The organism is Fictibacillus norfolkensis, from assembly GCF_014836645.1.
GTDB classification, from domain to species: domain Bacteria; phylum Bacillota; class Bacilli; order Bacillales; family Fictibacillaceae; genus Fictibacillus; species Fictibacillus norfolkensis.
Map to the genome: position 1 here is coordinate 239,320 of NZ_JACSQM010000003.1, position 16,517 is coordinate 255,836.

Sequence of the window (16,517 nt, forward strand, 5' to 3'; positions counted from 1 at the left end):
GTTCCTCGATCCCATAATTTATATGAAGTTATAAGATTATATAACGGAATCTAGATGATTTGCTACTAAATAAACTTTGCTGCTAAATTACGGATAACTTTACATTTTATTCGGTGTTTGCACGCCTAATAATCGTAATCCTTCTTTCAGGACGATCTGAACTGCTGCACAAAGCGCTAGTCGTTCTGCCGTTTCTTTACTATCTAAGATTTTCACATGAGCATAATAATGATTAAACTTATGAGATAGCTTTAAGACATATTTCGAAATTACAGATGGTTCTTTTCTGTTAAAGGCCAGTTCAACAACTTCCGGAAACTCATTTAATTCAGATAGGATTTCCCAGCTTTCAGATTCGATGGACAACTCTTGTGGAACACTTCCGTTAAAGTTCCCTTTGTTCAATAATGTTTGAATTCTAGCTGCTGTATACTGCACATACGGTCCTGTATCACCTTCGAACTTGAGCATCATCTCAAGTGAGAATTCCACATCGTTTCCCTTCTCATTTTTTAAATCATGAAAGATAACGGCACCTACCCCTACTTGACGAGCGACAGTTGCTATTTCTTGGAGTTCAGGATTTTTGCTTTTAATATTTTGTTCTGCTAACCTAACAGCTTCTAAAATAACAGTTTCTAATAGAACCGTTTTTCCTTTTCGAGTACTCATCTTCTTACCGTTCTGTAAAATGAGCCCGAAAGGAACATGGTGCATGTGATCAGCCCAATCATGACCCAGCTTTTTCAATACGCGTTTCACTTGTTCAAAATGTAGAGATTGTTCGTGTCCGACAACATAGAAAGCCTCGTCAAAGTCATAGGTCTTCTTTCTGTAGATAGCAGCAGTAATATCACGTGTGGCATATAAAGTGGCACCGTCTGTTTTTTTGATCAAACACGGTGGCAGATCATCACCTACACTTACAACCTGAGCACCATCAGAGTGTTCTAACAAATTCTTATCTTGCAGTGCTATTACGGAAGCTTCCATCTTATCGTTAAAGAACGCTTCACCGTTATAAGAATCGAATTGGACATCCAACAATTTATAGATGTTCTGAAATGCGTCTAAGGATGCTTCTTTAAACCAGATCCATAATTCTTTTGCTTTGGGATCATGATCTTCTAATTTCTTAAACCACATTCTCCCTTCATCATTTAACGAAGGATCTTTTTCAGCTTCTTCATGAAAGCGAACGTAAAGTTTAGTCAGCTCTTCGATCGGATTATTTCGTACTTTATTTTCCTCGCCCCACTTTAAATAAGCTGAGATCAATTTTCCAAACTGAGTTCCCCAATCTCCTATATAATTTATTTTAACTGTCCGGTAGCCGCATTTTTCACTGATAGCGGCTATTGAGGAACCGATTACAGTTGAGCGTAGATGTCCCATTGAGAACGGCTTTGCGATGTTTGGTGAGGAAAGATCTAGAACGATCGTTTTTCCATGACCGAAACGATGGTTGGCATAAGCGTCCTTCTCTTTTAAAATTTGATTCAGCAGCGATAGAGCTTCTGCTTTTTTATTTAAAAAAACATTTACATAGCTCCCTACAGCTTCAATTTTCTCAAACTCACCTGAGATGCTTCCTTGAGCTAACGTTTTTGCGATTTCATTTGGAGATTTCTTAAAGATCTTAGCTAACTGAAAACAAGGAAATGCTAGATCACCATGTTGGATCTGTTTTGGCTTTTCAATAGAGGCCTCAATTTGTTCCAATGTTAAGCTGTTACCGATGTGATCTTGTAAATAAGCTGCAAATAAATGTTTTCCGTTCATTCGTTTCCCTCCCTAAAATAAAAAAATCCGCCTCTTCTAAATTAATAGAAGAGACGGATATTAACCGCGGTACCACTCTCATTGCCTAAAGGCCACTTGACTTGTTAACGGGAAGTCCCGATTTGCTCTACTTCGTTTTCAAGCAAACATTTCCAAAGTGCGCTTCGTCTGAAAGTTGTGCAAGGCTTACACCAATCCCTTGCTCGCTATGAACATCCTTACAGATTACTCTCTTTTTCATAAATGTTCTGAGTTATAGTTTTTCATATTATATGAAGGTAAAAGCAAAAAGTCAACTTATTCCTTTTTATCAAAATCCAAGTAATCTCTCATTCGTTTGATGTATCGTTTTAACCGAAATAACGTTTCCGTTCGTAAATACTTTGAGTTGAAAGCAGCTGTAACTGCTGGGACCGATACAAATACTCCATGCTCAGTTACTCTTACCGGTATGACACCTGTATAAATTGTTTCCCCACTGGTTTTATATAAAAGCTCTGTTGATACCAGTACAATTTTTTCGTTGCTTTCCTCTCCTGGCAGAACAGATTGAACTTCAAAAAGAAATTGAACACTCATAGTTTCTCCTTCACGTATATTAGTTATGTTTTATGATATAATGCATTGTCTCGAATTGACAGTTTAACTACTAAAGGAAGTATGCAGATGATACAAACATATTCGTTAAGAAGTAAATATAAAAATTTCTTAATACTGGTTATTCCTGTATTGATCACTCAGTTAGGCTTATATGCCATGAATTTCTTAGATACGGTAATGAGCGGCCGTTCTGGTGCTGATCAACTAGCAGGTGTAGCTATCGGATCGAGTTTATGGGTTCCGATCTTCACTGGACTAAATGGTATCTTAATGGCATTAACACCTATCGTTTCACAGCTTGAAGGAGCTAAGAATACAAAAAATGTGCCCCGGTCCGTCATGCAAGCTGTTTACTTGTCGGTCGTAATTTCAGTCATCGTTGTTGCTTTAGGATCAGTTGTGTTAGATCCTATTTTAGGGGCGATGTCTCTCGAAAAAGAAGTAGAAAATGTTGCAAGAGGATATTTAATCGCATTATCTTTCGGCATCATGCCTCTGTTTTTATACGGTGCACTTCGATCTTTCATCGACGCTTTAGGCCAAACTAGAATTACGATGTTTATCACACTGATTGGATTACCCGTAAATGCTATCTTTAACTACCTATTTATATTCGGTAAGGGTGGTTTTCCAGAATTAGGTGGTGTAGGTGCTGGTGTGGCAACAGCAATAACCTATTGGGTAACTGCGATGATAACCGTTATGATCGTTGTTAACATGAACCCGTTTAGAAGATATAAACTGTTTCGAACGGTCTATAAACCTTCTTTAACTGCTTGGAAAGAACAGTTGAAGATCGGAGTTCCGATTGGTCTTGCCATCTTCTTTGAAGTAAGTATATTTGCTGCTGTTACACTTCTAATGAGTGATTTCAACACGATAACAATCGCGGCTCATCAAGCTGCACTAAACTTTGCTTCATTCTTATATATGCTGCCTTTGAGCATCTCTTTTGCACTCACGATTGCAGTTGGTTATGAAGTAGGCGCGAAACGCTTTAAGGATGCCGCACAGTATAGCTATATAGGAATTGTTACAGCTGTTGGCTTTGCCCTAATTCTCTCTGGTCTCTTAATGGTGTTCGATGAACAAGTAGCAAGAATCTATTCAAAAGAACCTGAAGTCATTCAACTTACGACTTCGTTCTTATGGTATGCGGTTTTCTTTCAACTAGCTGACGCTATAGGCGCTCCGATTCAAGGTGCACTAAGAGGCTATAAAGATGTAAATGTGACCTTTATGCTTTCGTTTATCTCCTACTGGGTGCTTGGTCTACCGGTTGGATACTACCTAGCTAATTTTACTTCGCTTGGTGCTTATGGGTATTGGATTGGATTAATATCTGGTCTTTCAGCTGGTGCTATCATTTTATTTGCTCGATTAAAATATATACAATCTCATTCTTATTCCTCTTCTGAACAAAAATAAACCAGCTCAAGGCTGGTTTATTTTTGTTCGAAAAGAGTGAGGTATTCTCCGTATCCTTTTTCTTTTAGTTCGTTCTTAGGAATAAAACGAAGTGCTGCAGAATTGATGCAATATCTTAATCCACCTTGATCTCGTGGACCATCTGTGAATAAATGTCCTAAGTGAGAATCTGCATCCTTACTTCTTACTTCCGTCCTGATCATGCCGTGAGATAAATCTTCCTTTTCTTCGACAGTAGATGAACGAACAGGTTTTGTAAAACTTGGCCAGCCACAGCTGCTATCAAATTTGTCTAATGAACTGAAAAGAGGCTCCCCAGAAACGATATCCACGTAGATTCCTTCTTCTGTATGGTTCCAAAATTCATTTTGAAATGGAGGTTCTGTTGCATCTTTTTGTGTAACGTTATATTGCATAGGGTTAAGGGTTTTCAGTATTTCTTCTTTTTGCCCACTATCTACCCAGTGTGATTTGATAAAGGCATCTCGTCCTGAGCCTTGGCGATAGCGCTTGTAATGAAAAGGATTCTTTTTATGATAATCCTGGTGATATTCTTCAGCCGTATAAAACGTATCAGCAGGTAAAATTAAAGTTGCGATCGGCTTGTCGAATCGACCGCTCTCTTCTAATTCCCTTTTTGATTTTTCAGCAATCATTTTTTGTTCTTCATCATGATAGAAAATGGCAGTACGGTACGAATCCCCACGGTCGTAGAATTGTCCGCCAGCATCAGTAGGATCAATTTGTTTCCAAAAAACTGAGACGATTTTTTCATACGAAATGATGGATGGATCAAATGGAATTTGGACTGCTTCAAAATGGCCGGTTGTTTCACTGCAGACTTCCTTATACGTTGGATTTTCTTTGTGACCACCTGTATAGCCTGATTCTACAGAAATAATGCCTGGCCACTCTTCAAACGGTGTGACCATACACCAAAAGCATCCTCCAGCAAAAGTAGCTTTTGCATAGTTACTCATGAGATCAATCTCCTTTTTCATCTGTTTGTTTCATCATATAAGAATGTCCATAAAAAGCATAGAAAAAGGCTCTTACCCTTTTTTTACAATTGGACCTGCTGTCACTGGTGGCTTGATCGGTGCAGGACGGGTGCGTCTATTTTGTTTTCGCGTATTTTGCAAGAAGTAATACAGTCCAGCTAACACGATAGCACCACCACTCCATTGAGAAAGAGTTAGTGATTCATCAAGAAATAAGTAAGCTAACAAAGTTGCCCCAACAGGTTCACCTAAGATTGCCATTGATATCGTAGCAGCTGTTACATATTTTAATAGCCAATTGAACAATACATGTCCAAATACTGTTGGTATGATGGCAAGCAGAACAAAGATCCCCCACTCTTTCTCTGGATAGCCAGTCATCGGTATAGCTAATGTCAAATTATAGATTCCAAAAACAATGACAGCTACAAAAAATACAGAAAAACTATAAAGTGTAGCAGGAAATGTTCTTAGAAGCTTTTGACCGATCAGCATATGAGCTGCAACTACAATTGTCCCTAAAATAGATAAAACATCTCCTTGAATATGTTTTATTGAGATGCCAATATCTCCCCAACCAATCATAATAGCTCCAACGATCGCAACCACCATCCCGATGATTGCAGCCTTTGAAGTTTTTTCGCGAAAGGCTATGTAAGCCCCTATCATTACAAAAACAGGCTGTAAAGAAAGCAGTATCGTAGAGCTTGCAACGGTAGTTAATTTCAAAGACCCCATCCAAAACAAGAAATGAAGAGCTAGAAAGGTTCCCGATAAAAATAACAAAAAGCCTTCTTGCCAAGTCATTTTTTTCAAAAAACGAACTTGTTTCCAAACAAATGGAAACATTAAAATCAATGTAAATAATAATCGATACATTCCTTGAACAGAAACAGGTGCATCTGACCATTTAACAAAAATAGAAGAAAACGATATTGCGATGATCCCAATTACTAATGGAATAAATACAGGTATCTTTAGTGAATTATTATTCAAGTGGTCACCTTTCACTTTCTAGGCATATTTATGATATTATCTATAACTAATACTTTTATTTTTTAAAAAATATGTTACAGGAGGATATATATGAAAAAAAGATATATCATCTCCTTGTTTGCTTTGCTGTTGGTCATAAGTGCAGCCGGGTGGTATTATTATCCACAATATAAAATAAACCAAATCAAGAAAGAATCTGTAATCGATCAAAGTGATTCTTCAGATTCGAAACAGATCACTTATCTGCAATATCTAAAGAATTCTCCAAAATCCACTTTGAATCACCTCGTGCTAGGCGATTCAGTAGCTGAAGGAAGAGGCTCTGAGCAAGGTGGTTTCGCTAACAAAGTGAATGAGAACCTGCAGAACTTGACAGAAAAAACCTTTATTCTCGAAAATCAGGGTGTTTCTGGTTTTACGAGTCAAGGCTTACTGAATCAACTGGACATTCCAGCTGTTCAGCAATCTGTAGAGAAAGCAGACATCATTTCAATAAATATTGGCGGTAATGACCTCGTACAAATTGCAAAGAAACAAGGTCCACTAAAAGCTATACAAAGTTACGATGATGTTAAATCTGAGTATCAGCAAAACTTAAATGATATTTTCGAAAACATCAGGAAACATAACCCTAACGCAATAATCGTGTTGAATGAACTGTATAACGTTGTTAATGCTGAACAAAAATATTACCCAGCGACTGAAAAACTATTGAATGATTGGAATCTTATCGCATACGAAACAGCTCTTTCACACAAGCCTGCTTTGGTTGTTCCTGTTAGCGATGCTCTTCAAACAGACGATATGGATAAATGGTTGTACGATTCTATCCATCCAAATGAAGAAGGATACGATCGGATCGCTGCCAAAACCGTTACAACGTTTCAAAATCAATCTTATAAAGAAGCACAATAAGGATCAGAAGAGCTGCATAATGCAGGCAGTTCTTCTACTACCCCATTCCAATGTATAATCTGCGGTAGAAAATAAAATGTAGTTGCTTCAGATAATTTTTGCAGCACACCTTCTGGGTCGTACAAAATAACGACTTTCTTATTCCCTAAAGCAATACCAAGTTCAGTATGGCACCCTTTCCCACCAGGTAAGATCACGATCGTTATATCAGCTTCCATGACTGCTTCATATTCTTTTATTCCTATTTCAGCCAGATCTTCTTTCGTTTCTGCTCTATCGTTAACTGTCCAATCATAAGTGAGCTGCCAATGAAGTTTATTGTGCAGATCTTTACCTAACTTTTTTACACGTTCTATATTTTGAAATCCCGAAGCCACATAAAATTTCATTCAAGCTCCTCCTTTGTTTCCTATGTAAAAATCATATTACATTCCTGTGGAAATGGATATAACGACTTGCATCTATTTGTGAACATGTTAACATAGTACTTTATAAATAAGTAAAATCATTGAAAGAGGGGTTGCATGTTAAAATACAGAAATATTACTTTTATTGGTGCAGGTTCAATGGCAGAAGCAATGATATCGGGATTGATCAACAAAGCCGAAATTTCTCCTGATCGAATCATAGCCGCGAACCACACAAATGAAAACAGAAGATTAGAACTGACTTGCAGATATAACATTACGACAACTTCAGTTCAAGAACTCTCATTAACGAACACAGATGTGATTATTCTTGCGGTAAAACCAAAACAAGCGGAAGAAGTACTTCAACAACTTAAACCCGCACTTCAAGATCACCATGTCATTTTATCCGTTCTTGCCGGAATTTCAACAACGTATATAGAGGAGATCCTCGACAGATCTTTACCTATCATTCGTGTTATGCCTAATACTTCGAGTATGATTGGTGAATCCATTACAGGTATTAGTGCCGGTAAGTATGTAAAAAATGAAGATTTGGATTTAGCTCAAGAATTGTCGAAAGCTATTGGCAAAGTGAAAATTATATCTGAGAAACAGATGGATGTTTTCACTGGATTAGCCGGTAGTGGACCTGCATATTTTTACTACTTGCTTGAACATATGGAAGATGTCGCTGTGGAAAACGGTCTTGATCGTGAACTAGCACGTGATATTGCAGCTCAGACACTTTATGGTGCAAGTAAGATGGTTATGGAGTCCGATGACTCCCCAGCTGAACTAAGAAAGAAAGTGACTTCACCAAACGGTACGACTGCAGCAGGTCTTGACGCACTTGCAGAAAATGGCGGTGGTGTTGCCATTGAAAAAGCGGTGGAACATGCTGCAAAACGTTCCAGATCACTTAGAAAAGAATTTGAAAAAGTTCCTGTTATGTAAATAAATTTTCCAGAGGAGCTGTCATTTTTAGACAGCACCTCTTTTTTTTTGTCTATAGATGTATTTTGTTTTTTAAATATATAAAATTCTTACGGTACGTGAAATTTTATTTGTTTTATTAAATTCATCACCATTTACTCGATATCTGTAAAACCTAAATCAAATAAAGAGACGGCTATGACTTGATAGCCTTTTTTGTTTGGATGAATCGTATCAAAGCATACTAGCTCTTTTTCTCTTCCAACAAACACACTATACAAGTCTGCTACTTTCACATGAGGCATCATCTCATAACTTTTGATCAGATCGTTAAACATGTTGACCCATTGCATGGCTTTACTCCATTTAAAGTACGGGTTATACAGTGTGCATATTCTGATGATAAACGGCTCCCGTGAATTTCTTTTTAGTTTATAGATCTTCTTAAAAATTTTGTTCAGATTTTTTTTGCAATTTTCAAGCGCCAGGGAGATCAATTCTTCTTCTTTCGTAAACATATATTTAAAAGCCGCTTGAATAAGATCGTTACCACCAGCTGTGATTAGTATGATTTTAGAATTCTTAATCGACCGTTTGATCTCTTTATCTTTTAAGGAATTTAATATTTCTTCAGATGTTGTTCCAGTTACTGCGAAGTTTTTTACTAAGATGTGCTTATCAAAAGTGGTTTGTGTGAAGTTTACATATCTTCCAACATATCCTTTACCAAACACTGGTGCCCCTACTCCAACAGTTAAGGAATCACCTATCGCTGTTAACAACCATTCTGAAGTATGATCATCTGACATAAATCCCTTATCCTCCTTTTCGAAGCACACATTTCTATTATTAAAATATGATGTGTTTTAAATTTGGACAGGGCGTTTTCATCAGTTCCACAAAAGGGTTATGTCCCTTTTTCGTTCGTTGAATATACATATATAGAAACTATTATGAGGTGATACTTTTTGAAAGAGAAATCTGTAAGAATGTTCCCATATGGCGGATACGACCCTTTTAATACACCTACTGCAAAGGGATATGCAAATAGCCAAACGGTACCCGGCAGACCGCCATACGCTCCAGCAGCTCCAGCTTCTATGCCACAGCAGCAATATTCACAAGGATTAACTCAACAGCCATTCATGCCATATATGATGCCGATGATGCCTCCTGGTGGAATGCCGCATCCAATGATGCAAGGTATGCCTTTTAACCAACAGCAGAGTCAAGGCAATCAAAATTCAATGGGGATGATGCCAAACAATCAAGGATCTGGTCTTAACTTCGGAAAAATGATGGGCGGAGCTAATCAAGTGATGGGCCTTGCACAGCAAATGGGTAACATCCTTTCCTTCTTTAAATAGAAGCCTTTACCAAAGGTTTCTATTTTTTTTTGAGCAACTTATAATATCGATTGAAAAGAAACACAGACTCAATTTTGTGAAGACCAGACCAATACGAGATCCATGTGGGGGGAGAAGATTTATTCAGTAACTTCATCTTCTCTAAAACAAACTCTTCATCTTCAAACCAATTCGAACCAAGATAAGGTCCATTAAAGCTGTACTTCCATACATCTAGAAGAAATGGACTATATATTTTCGTGTTATTTTTCACTTTGAAAAAAGAGAGCTTTTCTTTAGGAAACTTTTCAAGAGAAGTATTAAAAACTGTAAAACTATCGTCATCATAATCACATCGCGAACCAGTATGAGGAAAAGTATTTGCAAAGCTGTGTACCTTCTTTATAAATTGAGGCTGAAATAATGTGGCATATAAGTTTTGTCCCAATCGAATCCTTTCGTCCAGATCTTTAAAATGGTTCATGTTTCTTCCTATTGAATGTTTTAACGGCCATGTAGGAAACAAAATTTGAGAAAGTCTCAGCCATTCTTGCAGTCGATATGTGAGAGAATTTAATAATTTCTTATACTCTTCTGTTTGAACAAGTGCTTTTTCAATATGACTTTGTTCATTGATAATTTGTGCGACAGGTAATAAAAAGCTCTGATCTTCTCGACGTATATAAACCTCCCAAACTCCTTCAATAAAAGGAGAAATGTTAAAATTAGAACTAAGATGAAACAGAGATATCCCCCTGTTTTTACTCTCTTCGTATAGCAGTAATTGAGGATAAGCATCCTCAAAGATCATACTGTTACCTTTTTCTAGCATATCGTACAATTTTATTAGAAATGTTTCTTCAAGAATATGTGGTAAGAACTCTCTTTTTAGATCACTCATAAAATAACCAGCGTTTCTAGAAACCATATGTGCTAAAAATGACCATGTGATCTCAGGGTGTTTATTATAGAACGTTAAATAAGCTGCGGTGCGTGTAACATTATTCTTGTTATAGCGTTTAGTCTCTGCTCTGATTCTTTGAACGAGCTCCTTGCTATTGCTTTGAAGATTTATCTTAACTTCTCCGTTTCTTCTTTTTATTCTCTTCCATTCATCTTGAAGCAACGTCCTCTGCTCGTTACTTAGTTCCCAAATTACTTTTTCTCTATGAAAAAATGGAAAAGCGTTTATGACCATTTCGAATGGGATGAGTGTTAATTTTGTCAATAACCGTTTTGAATTAACCACGCTTAACACCCTCCTTTTCTTTCAATGTATGAGAAAAGGAAAGCGAAAAACACCCTTTCCATTGCAAAGGGTGTTTGTTCATTGACTATATTACTTTGTTGCGACGCCACCCGATAATAAAAATTTCATGGCATCTTCAGGTTTTACATCGAGAACCTTGACCTTGTCTTTTGGTACTAAAAAAGTAAAGCCTGCAATCTGAAACGTTTGAGGGATATATACAGCAACGTGATCTGCTAACTCGTCACTTAAGCTGCTTACATCTTCAGTCGTAACAAAACCAACACTTTTTAAATTCAGTTCAGGATATTCGATTAGGACAACCTTGGAGAAAGATCTTTTCTCTCCAAACAGAGAGTGGATCGTATCTTTAATTACAGAATATATCGTTTTAACAAATGGTGTCTTCTCTAGCACCCGATCGATAAGGCTAAATATTTTTCCTGATACATATTGAGTAGACATCCAGCCTAAGACCGTGATCAGAACGAACGTTGTGATGAGACCGATGCCGGGTATATAATCTTCTTTTAGAACATCTTTTAATAAGTTTCCAAGGATGCTGTCTAAGAATCCAAAAATCTTATAAATAATATAAACAGCTAACACGATCGGAAGGATGGTCAGCAGTCCATTTATAAAGTACTTGAGTATTTTTTTCATGTTTTCCCCTACAATTAAGACTAGTTAACGACGGAAGTATTCTTTATAATCTGTTTCTTAAAGTCATCCTGCAGTTTTAGAGTTACAGGACCAATGTTGTATGATTGACTCTCTGAGCCTACAAGTTTTGTAACTGGTGTAACTTCCATCGTTGTACTTGTAATGAAAACTTCGTCAGCATGTAAAAGGTCATCTACCGAAAACGCTTCTTCTAAAACTGAGATCCCATTTTGTTGTGCTAATTTAATCACGATTTGTCTAGTGATCCCATTTAAAATTAGGTTCGTACTTGGATGTGTTTTCAATGTTCCATTTTTTACGATAAATACGTTGGACGAAGATCCTTCTGTTACTGTTCCATCTCTGTGCTGAATCGCTTCTTGACAGTCAAAATCTGCAGCTTTCCGTTTTGCCATTACATTGCCAAGAAGGTTTAAGCTCTTAATATCACATCGAAGCCAGCGGATATCTTCCGTTAGATACGTGCTGATTCCGCTTGCTTGAGATTCTGCAATGTTTTCAAGTGAAACAGATTTTGCAAAACCTGTTACAACGCTTTGCATATTTCTTTCATAAAGATGATTTCTGGGTGCTACTCCACGCGTCATCTGAATATAGACCATTCCATTTTCAATGTTGTTCTTACTGATCAGTTCATCTGTAAGCTTTTTAAACGTAGATACATCATAGGGCATGGTCAGTTCTAGTTTCTTAGCACTTTGTTCGAACCTCGCGAAATGCTCTTTAAACGCAAAAGGTTTTTTGTCATAAACAAAGACCACTTCATAGATTCCGTCTCCGAAAAGGTAGCCTCTGTCTTGGGGATCAACTGGTATCGATCCGTCTTTAATGATTTGATCATGATACAAAATGTATGAATTTTCCATGATTTTACCACCCCATCAATATAATATGTATATAGTTGAGCTTTCATCTACTTTAAATGAAAAAGTGAATGCCTTCAAGAGTCACTTTGTATGTATTCACAGTTGTTTTTGTTTATAGTTGTTTTATTACAGGTTGCTCGATTTTTTGCGGTAAAACAACGCATAACAACTAATCAAACAAAAAACCGCTCTTGATAAGCGGCTTCTTTCTTATTTTTGTTTTACAGTTTTAACAACTTTATGATCTTCTACTGTCACGATATATAGTTCCTTGTCCATTTCGATAAGAAAATCATTATCATATTGTTCTTTTAACTCTTCTTCAATCTTAAAAGGTTTCTTAAAATGCCCGTCGATAACATTTAATCGATCTTTTCTTTCGTTCTCGCGATTAATGGTATCATAAACAAAATATGCTAAAAATACGATACCTAATGAGATGATGATCTTCGCCGTTCTACTCAAAGTTATGTATCCCCTTCCCCTTTATTCCAAGAACAAGTATAACCTAAAAGCGGCAAAACAAAAACACCTGGTTTCCCAGGTGCTCTTTACTTACTTCCACCATGTATCGTGAATGGAAGCAGGATGGTTTCTTTTATGCATGGTTTGGATATATCTTTTTTCAATTTTTTCTTTAGATGACGAAGAAACTTCTTTTCCTTCTAGATAGTCATCGATTTCTTCGTATGTTACTCCGAGTGCAGTTTCATCAGGAATCAGCGGCTTGTCGTCTTCAAGATCAGCAGTAGGTACTTTTAAATAGAGACGTTCCTCAGCGCCAAGTTCTTTTAACAGCTCTCTTCCTTGTCTTTTATTTAATCCGTACAATGGAACGATGTCGCATGCTCCGTCACCATGTTTTGTAAAGAAACCAGTTATCGCCTCTGCTGCATGATCTGTACCAATGACCAAACATTGATAAGCCCCTGCAATATCATATTGTACTTTCATTCTTTCGCGTGCTTTCGTGTTCCCTTTTAAAAAGTTAGAAAGTTCTATTTCGGTCGCTTTCCTAAATGAACTCATGGAAGCGTCAACAGCCGGTTTAATATCGACCGTTAAAGACACATCAGGCTCGATGAATTTTAGAGCACGCTGCGCATCTTCTTCATCTTTTTGTACGCCATATGGGAGTCTAACCGCTACAAAAGTATATTTTTCTCCCGTTTCATCACTCATTTCGTTCATAGCAATCTGAGCTAATTTACCGGCAAGGCTTGAGTCTTGTCCACCACTGATGCCAAGAACATACCCTTTTGCACCCGATTTTTTTACATAGTCTTTTAAAAATTGAATCCTGGATTTAATCTCTTCTTTTACATCAATTTTTGGTTCCACTTTTAACTCTGAAATAATCTGTTTTTGAAGTTCCAATTCTATCGCCACCTTTTGGTCTATATTATCTTCTTTCCACTGTCTATCCACTTTTAATCAAGTTTATAGTCTTTTTCTAATGAAAATAAACAGTCCAAAGACCGTTTTGCCCATGGGCTAGCGTCCGCTTCTAACTTCTGTATGTATTGATTTAAGGCTTGTTTTAGAGATTCTTTGTAGGTGGGAAGTTCACCGTCATAGTTCTTTACTGTATGCACGGGCACCCAGGTTTTCTCTCCATAACTCAGCGCTCTTCTTTCCTGGAAGAATGGGACATCCGCTTGTTTAGGGTTATGAAGATCACCTTGCCAAGGGTGGTTTTTTACCGCCAAAACTTCAAATAACACCATCTGGTTACGCTCTTCTCCTGCTTTTCCTATATACTGCCCGGTTTTATAACTTGCGAGTACAAGTTTTTCGCTATTCATTCTTTTTTGTCTCCTTCATCGCATTGATTTCATTAGACACTACAAAGGCAAGGTCTTCATTGCCGAATAACGATAAAACTTGAAGTACAGTATCATGAGGGATGTGCTCTGCTTCATCGATTGAAACAGTTTGCTCTAACATATGCATCACATACTCATTCTTACTTTGGTCTGGATACGCTTTAAGATAGACAGCTTTAGGATCGAGCTTATTATTCACACACCATTGAGCGTAAATGATGATCATCATACCTTCATCTTTTTGATAATTACTTATCACTTGTTCAGAAATATCGTTTGCTTTATTATTCATCTCTGTCACCTCTTTAATCACTCTTTTAAGCTGTTTTTGCATCCGATTTTTCAATAACAGCGTCTTGAAAAAAAAGTCATCTATATACCGTTAACTTTAAAACAGGAAAATAAAAAAAGCCAGCATTATCACTGGCTTTGTAGCTTAAACAGTTTGTTGTTCTTTTAGTTCGGTCTCATAACGGTTACGCGGGTGATCTAAACATTCTTTCGAACAAGAACGCTTATGCTTCACTTCACACTCCGTACAGCAAACATGTTGTTTGTTACATTCTGGGTTTGCGCAGTTCACATATCGATCTTCTGTTTTTCCGCAATAATAACATGTAGCGATCACTACATCTTCCTCTGTACGGTTAACGGGAACTGAGATACGTTCATCAAATACATAAAGTTTACCATCCCATAGCTTCCCTTGCACTTCATTGTCTTTACCGTACGTTACGATTCCACCCTCAAGCTGTGATACATCTTGAAACCCTTCTTGAAGAAGAAAGCCTGAGAACTTTTCACAGCGGATACCGCCTGTACAATATGTTAGAACTTTTTTATCTTTAAATTGGCTGATATTTTCGCGTACCCATTTCGGAAAGTCTCGAGATGCTTTTACATCTGGACGGATAGCACCGCGAAAATGGCCAATCTCAAATTCATAGTCGTTACGTCCATCAATTACGATTACATCTTCATCTTGCAACGCTTCGTAAAATTCTTTCGGAGATAAACGTTTACCTGACAATTGGTTCGGATCAACATCATCTTCAAAACGCCAAGTTACGAGCTCTTTTTTATGACGAACAAACATCTTACTAAACGCATGTTCTTCAACCTCATCTATTTTAAAAACAATATCTTCAAATCGCGGATCTGCTTTTAAATGATCCATGTAGATTTGAGTCTGTTCATACGTTCCTGACACGGTTCCATTGATTCCCTCAGGAGCAACGATTATCCTACCTAGAAGACCTAAATCTTTACAAAACTTTAGATGCTCGTCTTTGTAGCTCTCTGGATCATCGATTGGAACATACTTGTAATACAATAGTACTCTCATTTTTTCTGACACAATTAATCACCAACCTGCAACGTTAGTTTATTTTTGTGACGCCAAATAAAAAACCACCGGTCCCAATAGCCTTCCCCGTGGTGAGTACCGGTCTAACCGATATTCGAGATATTCAATTGGAAGTGGCGCGCCCACCAGGATTCGAACCCAGAATACGAGAGCCGAAATCTCGTGTGATATCCATTTCACTATAGGCGCTAATTACGTCACGATTAATATCATAAGCTTTTTCAGAGAATAATACAAGTGTTATTTACATGAAATCCACAACCAACCCTTAATTTACCAAATGAAGTAAATCCAGCTTTTCTTCAACACTCTCATAGATCGTGATGACTGGTTCTTCTGGATGCCATTTGAATACACCTTTTTCTCCATTTAATATAGCTGGAAAATGGAGTGTCGATGAGAAGGCATCTTCAAACCAAACACCATGAGACAAGATATTTGAAATAAACATTTCAGCTTCAAGTTCCATAAATTGAATTCTTTTTTCCCAGGCAGCTTTTTCTTCAGCATTTAACTGAGGCTCTACCTGCTGAAAAGATTCATACCACAAGTCAAACTCTCTTTGTAGATTATGTAGAGAATCAAATTCTTTTGAGAGTACCGGAAGCAATTGGTTGGCTTCTTCTAATGTATAGCGCTTCATTACATCGTTCTCCTTCATCTTCTTGTACGTATTATATCAAATGATAAATACTTTGCACACAAAAATGACAAGAAGAAAACCTTTTGGGTTACCCAAAAGGTTAAACGGTTAGACATATTTCTTTCTTTGGATTCTTTAAGTCTAAATAAAAATCCCTAACTGTTTCATCTTCAAGAAGTTCTGGAAAATCTCTTCTATATTCCGAACTGATTAAGATTTGCTCCACTAGATCAACAGATCCTCTTCTTAATAAAAGTCTTAACGTCAACCATTTATCACGTTTTGATTTCAGATGAAACTTCGTAATAAACAACATGATTCTATCATCACTTGAGAACGTTTTTTCCTTTTCTTTTCGTAAATTAATTTGAGATACCGTTTTCATAGAGAACACCCTCCCTTTAATTTGCGAGCTCTTAATACCATTATTATTCAGTTTTTTCTGAAATATACTTGTCCATCCTAGAAATCT

20 protein-coding genes, 1 tRNA gene and 1 other annotated feature are annotated in these 16,517 nt (G+C 37.1%); of the genes, 4 read left to right on the plus strand and 17 right to left on the minus strand.

Going from position 1 to position 16,517, the window contains the following annotated elements; genetic code table 11:
• Positions 1 to 99: 99 nt before the first annotated feature.
• Together argS and H9648_RS08470 are read right to left on the minus strand one after the other, a co-directional pair.
• Positions 100 to 1,782, minus strand: coding sequence for an arginine--tRNA ligase (gene argS / locus H9648_RS08465; protein ID WP_191753465.1), 1,683 nt, complete (start codon positions 1,780 to 1,782; stop codon positions 100 to 102).
• Between the two features lie 46 nt (positions 1,783 to 1,828).
• Positions 1,829 to 2,032, minus strand: a binding site (T-box leader).
• Positions 2,033 to 2,079: 47 nt separating this feature from the next.
• Complete coding sequence (locus tag H9648_RS08470) at positions 2,080 to 2,361, minus strand: hypothetical protein (protein ID WP_191753466.1); 282 nt, start codon at positions 2,359 to 2,361, stop codon at positions 2,080 to 2,082.
• 87 nt (positions 2,362 to 2,448) lie between these two features.
• On the opposite strand from H9648_RS08470, the gene H9648_RS08475 reads away from it, so the two are divergent.
• Positions 2,449 to 3,810: an MATE family efflux transporter gene (locus H9648_RS08475; protein ID WP_191753467.1), complete on the plus strand. Its 1,362-nt coding sequence runs from the start codon at positions 2,449 to 2,451 to the stop codon at positions 3,808 to 3,810.
• Between the two features lie 17 nt (positions 3,811 to 3,827).
• On the opposite strand, the gene msrA is transcribed toward H9648_RS08475, so the two are convergent.
• Both msrA and H9648_RS08485 read right to left on the minus strand, forming a co-directional pair.
• Positions 3,828 to 4,790, minus strand: a complete 963-nt coding sequence (gene msrA / locus H9648_RS08480; RefSeq protein WP_191753468.1) for a peptide-methionine (S)-S-oxide reductase MsrA — start codon at positions 4,788 to 4,790, stop codon at positions 3,828 to 3,830.
• A gap of 72 nt (positions 4,791 to 4,862) precedes the next feature.
• A complete protein-coding gene (locus tag H9648_RS08485; protein WP_191753469.1) occupies positions 4,863 to 5,807 on the minus strand; it encodes a DMT family transporter in 945 nt (314 codons plus the stop codon).
• Positions 5,808 to 5,897: 90 nt separating this feature from the next.
• Between H9648_RS08485 and H9648_RS08490 the strand changes: the two genes are divergently transcribed.
• Positions 5,898 to 6,722, plus strand: a complete 825-nt coding sequence (locus H9648_RS08490; protein ID WP_191753470.1) for a GDSL-type esterase/lipase family protein — start codon at positions 5,898 to 5,900, stop codon at positions 6,720 to 6,722.
• Here the strand turns inward: H9648_RS08490 and H9648_RS08495 are convergent.
• On the minus strand, positions 6,704 to 7,111 hold the full coding sequence (locus H9648_RS08495) for a group-specific protein (protein WP_191753471.1): 408 nt from the start codon (positions 7,109 to 7,111) through the stop codon (positions 6,704 to 6,706). The genes H9648_RS08490 and H9648_RS08495 overlap by 19 nt on opposite strands.
• A 135-nt stretch (positions 7,112 to 7,246) precedes the next feature.
• Between H9648_RS08495 and proC the strand changes: the two genes are divergently transcribed.
• Positions 7,247 to 8,086 carry a pyrroline-5-carboxylate reductase gene (gene proC, locus H9648_RS08500; RefSeq protein ID WP_191753472.1) on the plus strand — a complete coding sequence of 280 codons (840 nt, stop codon included), beginning with the start codon at positions 7,247 to 7,249 and terminating at the stop codon, positions 8,084 to 8,086.
• A 134-nt stretch (positions 8,087 to 8,220) separates the two neighbouring features.
• Here proC and H9648_RS08505 read toward each other — a convergent pair whose 3' ends face one another.
• Entirely contained in the window at positions 8,221 to 8,874 is a 654-nt protein-coding gene (locus tag H9648_RS08505; RefSeq protein ID WP_191753473.1) for a GDSL-type esterase/lipase family protein, read from the minus strand.
• 159 nt (positions 8,875 to 9,033) lie between these two features.
• Between H9648_RS08505 and H9648_RS08510 the strand changes: the two genes are divergently transcribed.
• Complete coding sequence (locus H9648_RS08510) at positions 9,034 to 9,432, plus strand: hypothetical protein (protein WP_191753474.1); 399 nt, start codon at positions 9,034 to 9,036, stop codon at positions 9,430 to 9,432.
• A 19-nt stretch (positions 9,433 to 9,451) separates the two neighbouring features.
• On the opposite strand, the gene H9648_RS08515 is transcribed toward H9648_RS08510, so the two are convergent.
• From H9648_RS08515 to H9648_RS08565, 11 genes are all read right to left on the minus strand, one after another.
• Positions 9,452 to 10,660, minus strand: a complete 1,209-nt coding sequence (locus H9648_RS08515) for a DUF2515 family protein (protein WP_191753475.1) — start codon at positions 10,658 to 10,660, stop codon at positions 9,452 to 9,454.
• A gap of 90 nt (positions 10,661 to 10,750) precedes the next feature.
• Entirely contained in the window at positions 10,751 to 11,323 is a 573-nt protein-coding gene (locus H9648_RS08520; protein ID WP_191753476.1) for a DUF502 domain-containing protein, read from the minus strand.
• Between the two features lie 20 nt (positions 11,324 to 11,343).
• Positions 11,344 to 12,210: a D-amino-acid transaminase gene (dat, locus tag H9648_RS08525; protein WP_191753477.1), complete on the minus strand. Its 867-nt coding sequence runs from the start codon at positions 12,208 to 12,210 to the stop codon at positions 11,344 to 11,346.
• A gap of 210 nt (positions 12,211 to 12,420) precedes the next feature.
• Positions 12,421 to 12,675 carry a hypothetical protein gene (locus tag H9648_RS08530; RefSeq protein ID WP_191753478.1) on the minus strand — a complete coding sequence of 85 codons (255 nt, stop codon included), beginning with the start codon at positions 12,673 to 12,675 and terminating at the stop codon, positions 12,421 to 12,423.
• Positions 12,676 to 12,765: 90 nt separating this feature from the next.
• Entirely contained in the window at positions 12,766 to 13,587 is an 822-nt protein-coding gene (gene nadE, locus H9648_RS08535) for an ammonia-dependent NAD(+) synthetase (RefSeq protein ID WP_191753479.1), read from the minus strand.
• A 53-nt stretch (positions 13,588 to 13,640) separates the two neighbouring features.
• Positions 13,641 to 14,015, minus strand: coding sequence for a kinase-associated lipoprotein KapB (gene kapB, locus H9648_RS08540; RefSeq protein ID WP_191753480.1), 375 nt, complete (start codon positions 14,013 to 14,015; stop codon positions 13,641 to 13,643).
• Positions 14,008 to 14,328, minus strand: a complete 321-nt coding sequence (locus tag H9648_RS08545; RefSeq protein ID WP_191753481.1) for a hypothetical protein — start codon at positions 14,326 to 14,328, stop codon at positions 14,008 to 14,010. Before H9648_RS08545 ends, kapB begins: the two co-directional genes overlap by 8 nt.
• A gap of 144 nt (positions 14,329 to 14,472) precedes the next feature.
• A complete protein-coding gene (gene trhO, locus H9648_RS08550) occupies positions 14,473 to 15,381 on the minus strand; it encodes an oxygen-dependent tRNA uridine(34) hydroxylase TrhO (RefSeq protein ID WP_191753726.1) in 909 nt (302 codons plus the stop codon).
• 135 nt (positions 15,382 to 15,516) lie between these two features.
• Positions 15,517 to 15,591, minus strand: a tRNA-Arg gene (locus H9648_RS08555).
• A gap of 79 nt (positions 15,592 to 15,670) precedes the next feature.
• Positions 15,671 to 16,045: a DUF2203 domain-containing protein gene (locus H9648_RS08560; protein ID WP_191753482.1), complete on the minus strand. Its 375-nt coding sequence runs from the start codon at positions 16,043 to 16,045 to the stop codon at positions 15,671 to 15,673.
• A gap of 100 nt (positions 16,046 to 16,145) precedes the next feature.
• Complete coding sequence (locus H9648_RS08565) at positions 16,146 to 16,430, minus strand: hypothetical protein (protein ID WP_191753483.1); 285 nt, start codon at positions 16,428 to 16,430, stop codon at positions 16,146 to 16,148.
• Positions 16,431 to 16,517: the final 87 nt, after the last annotated feature.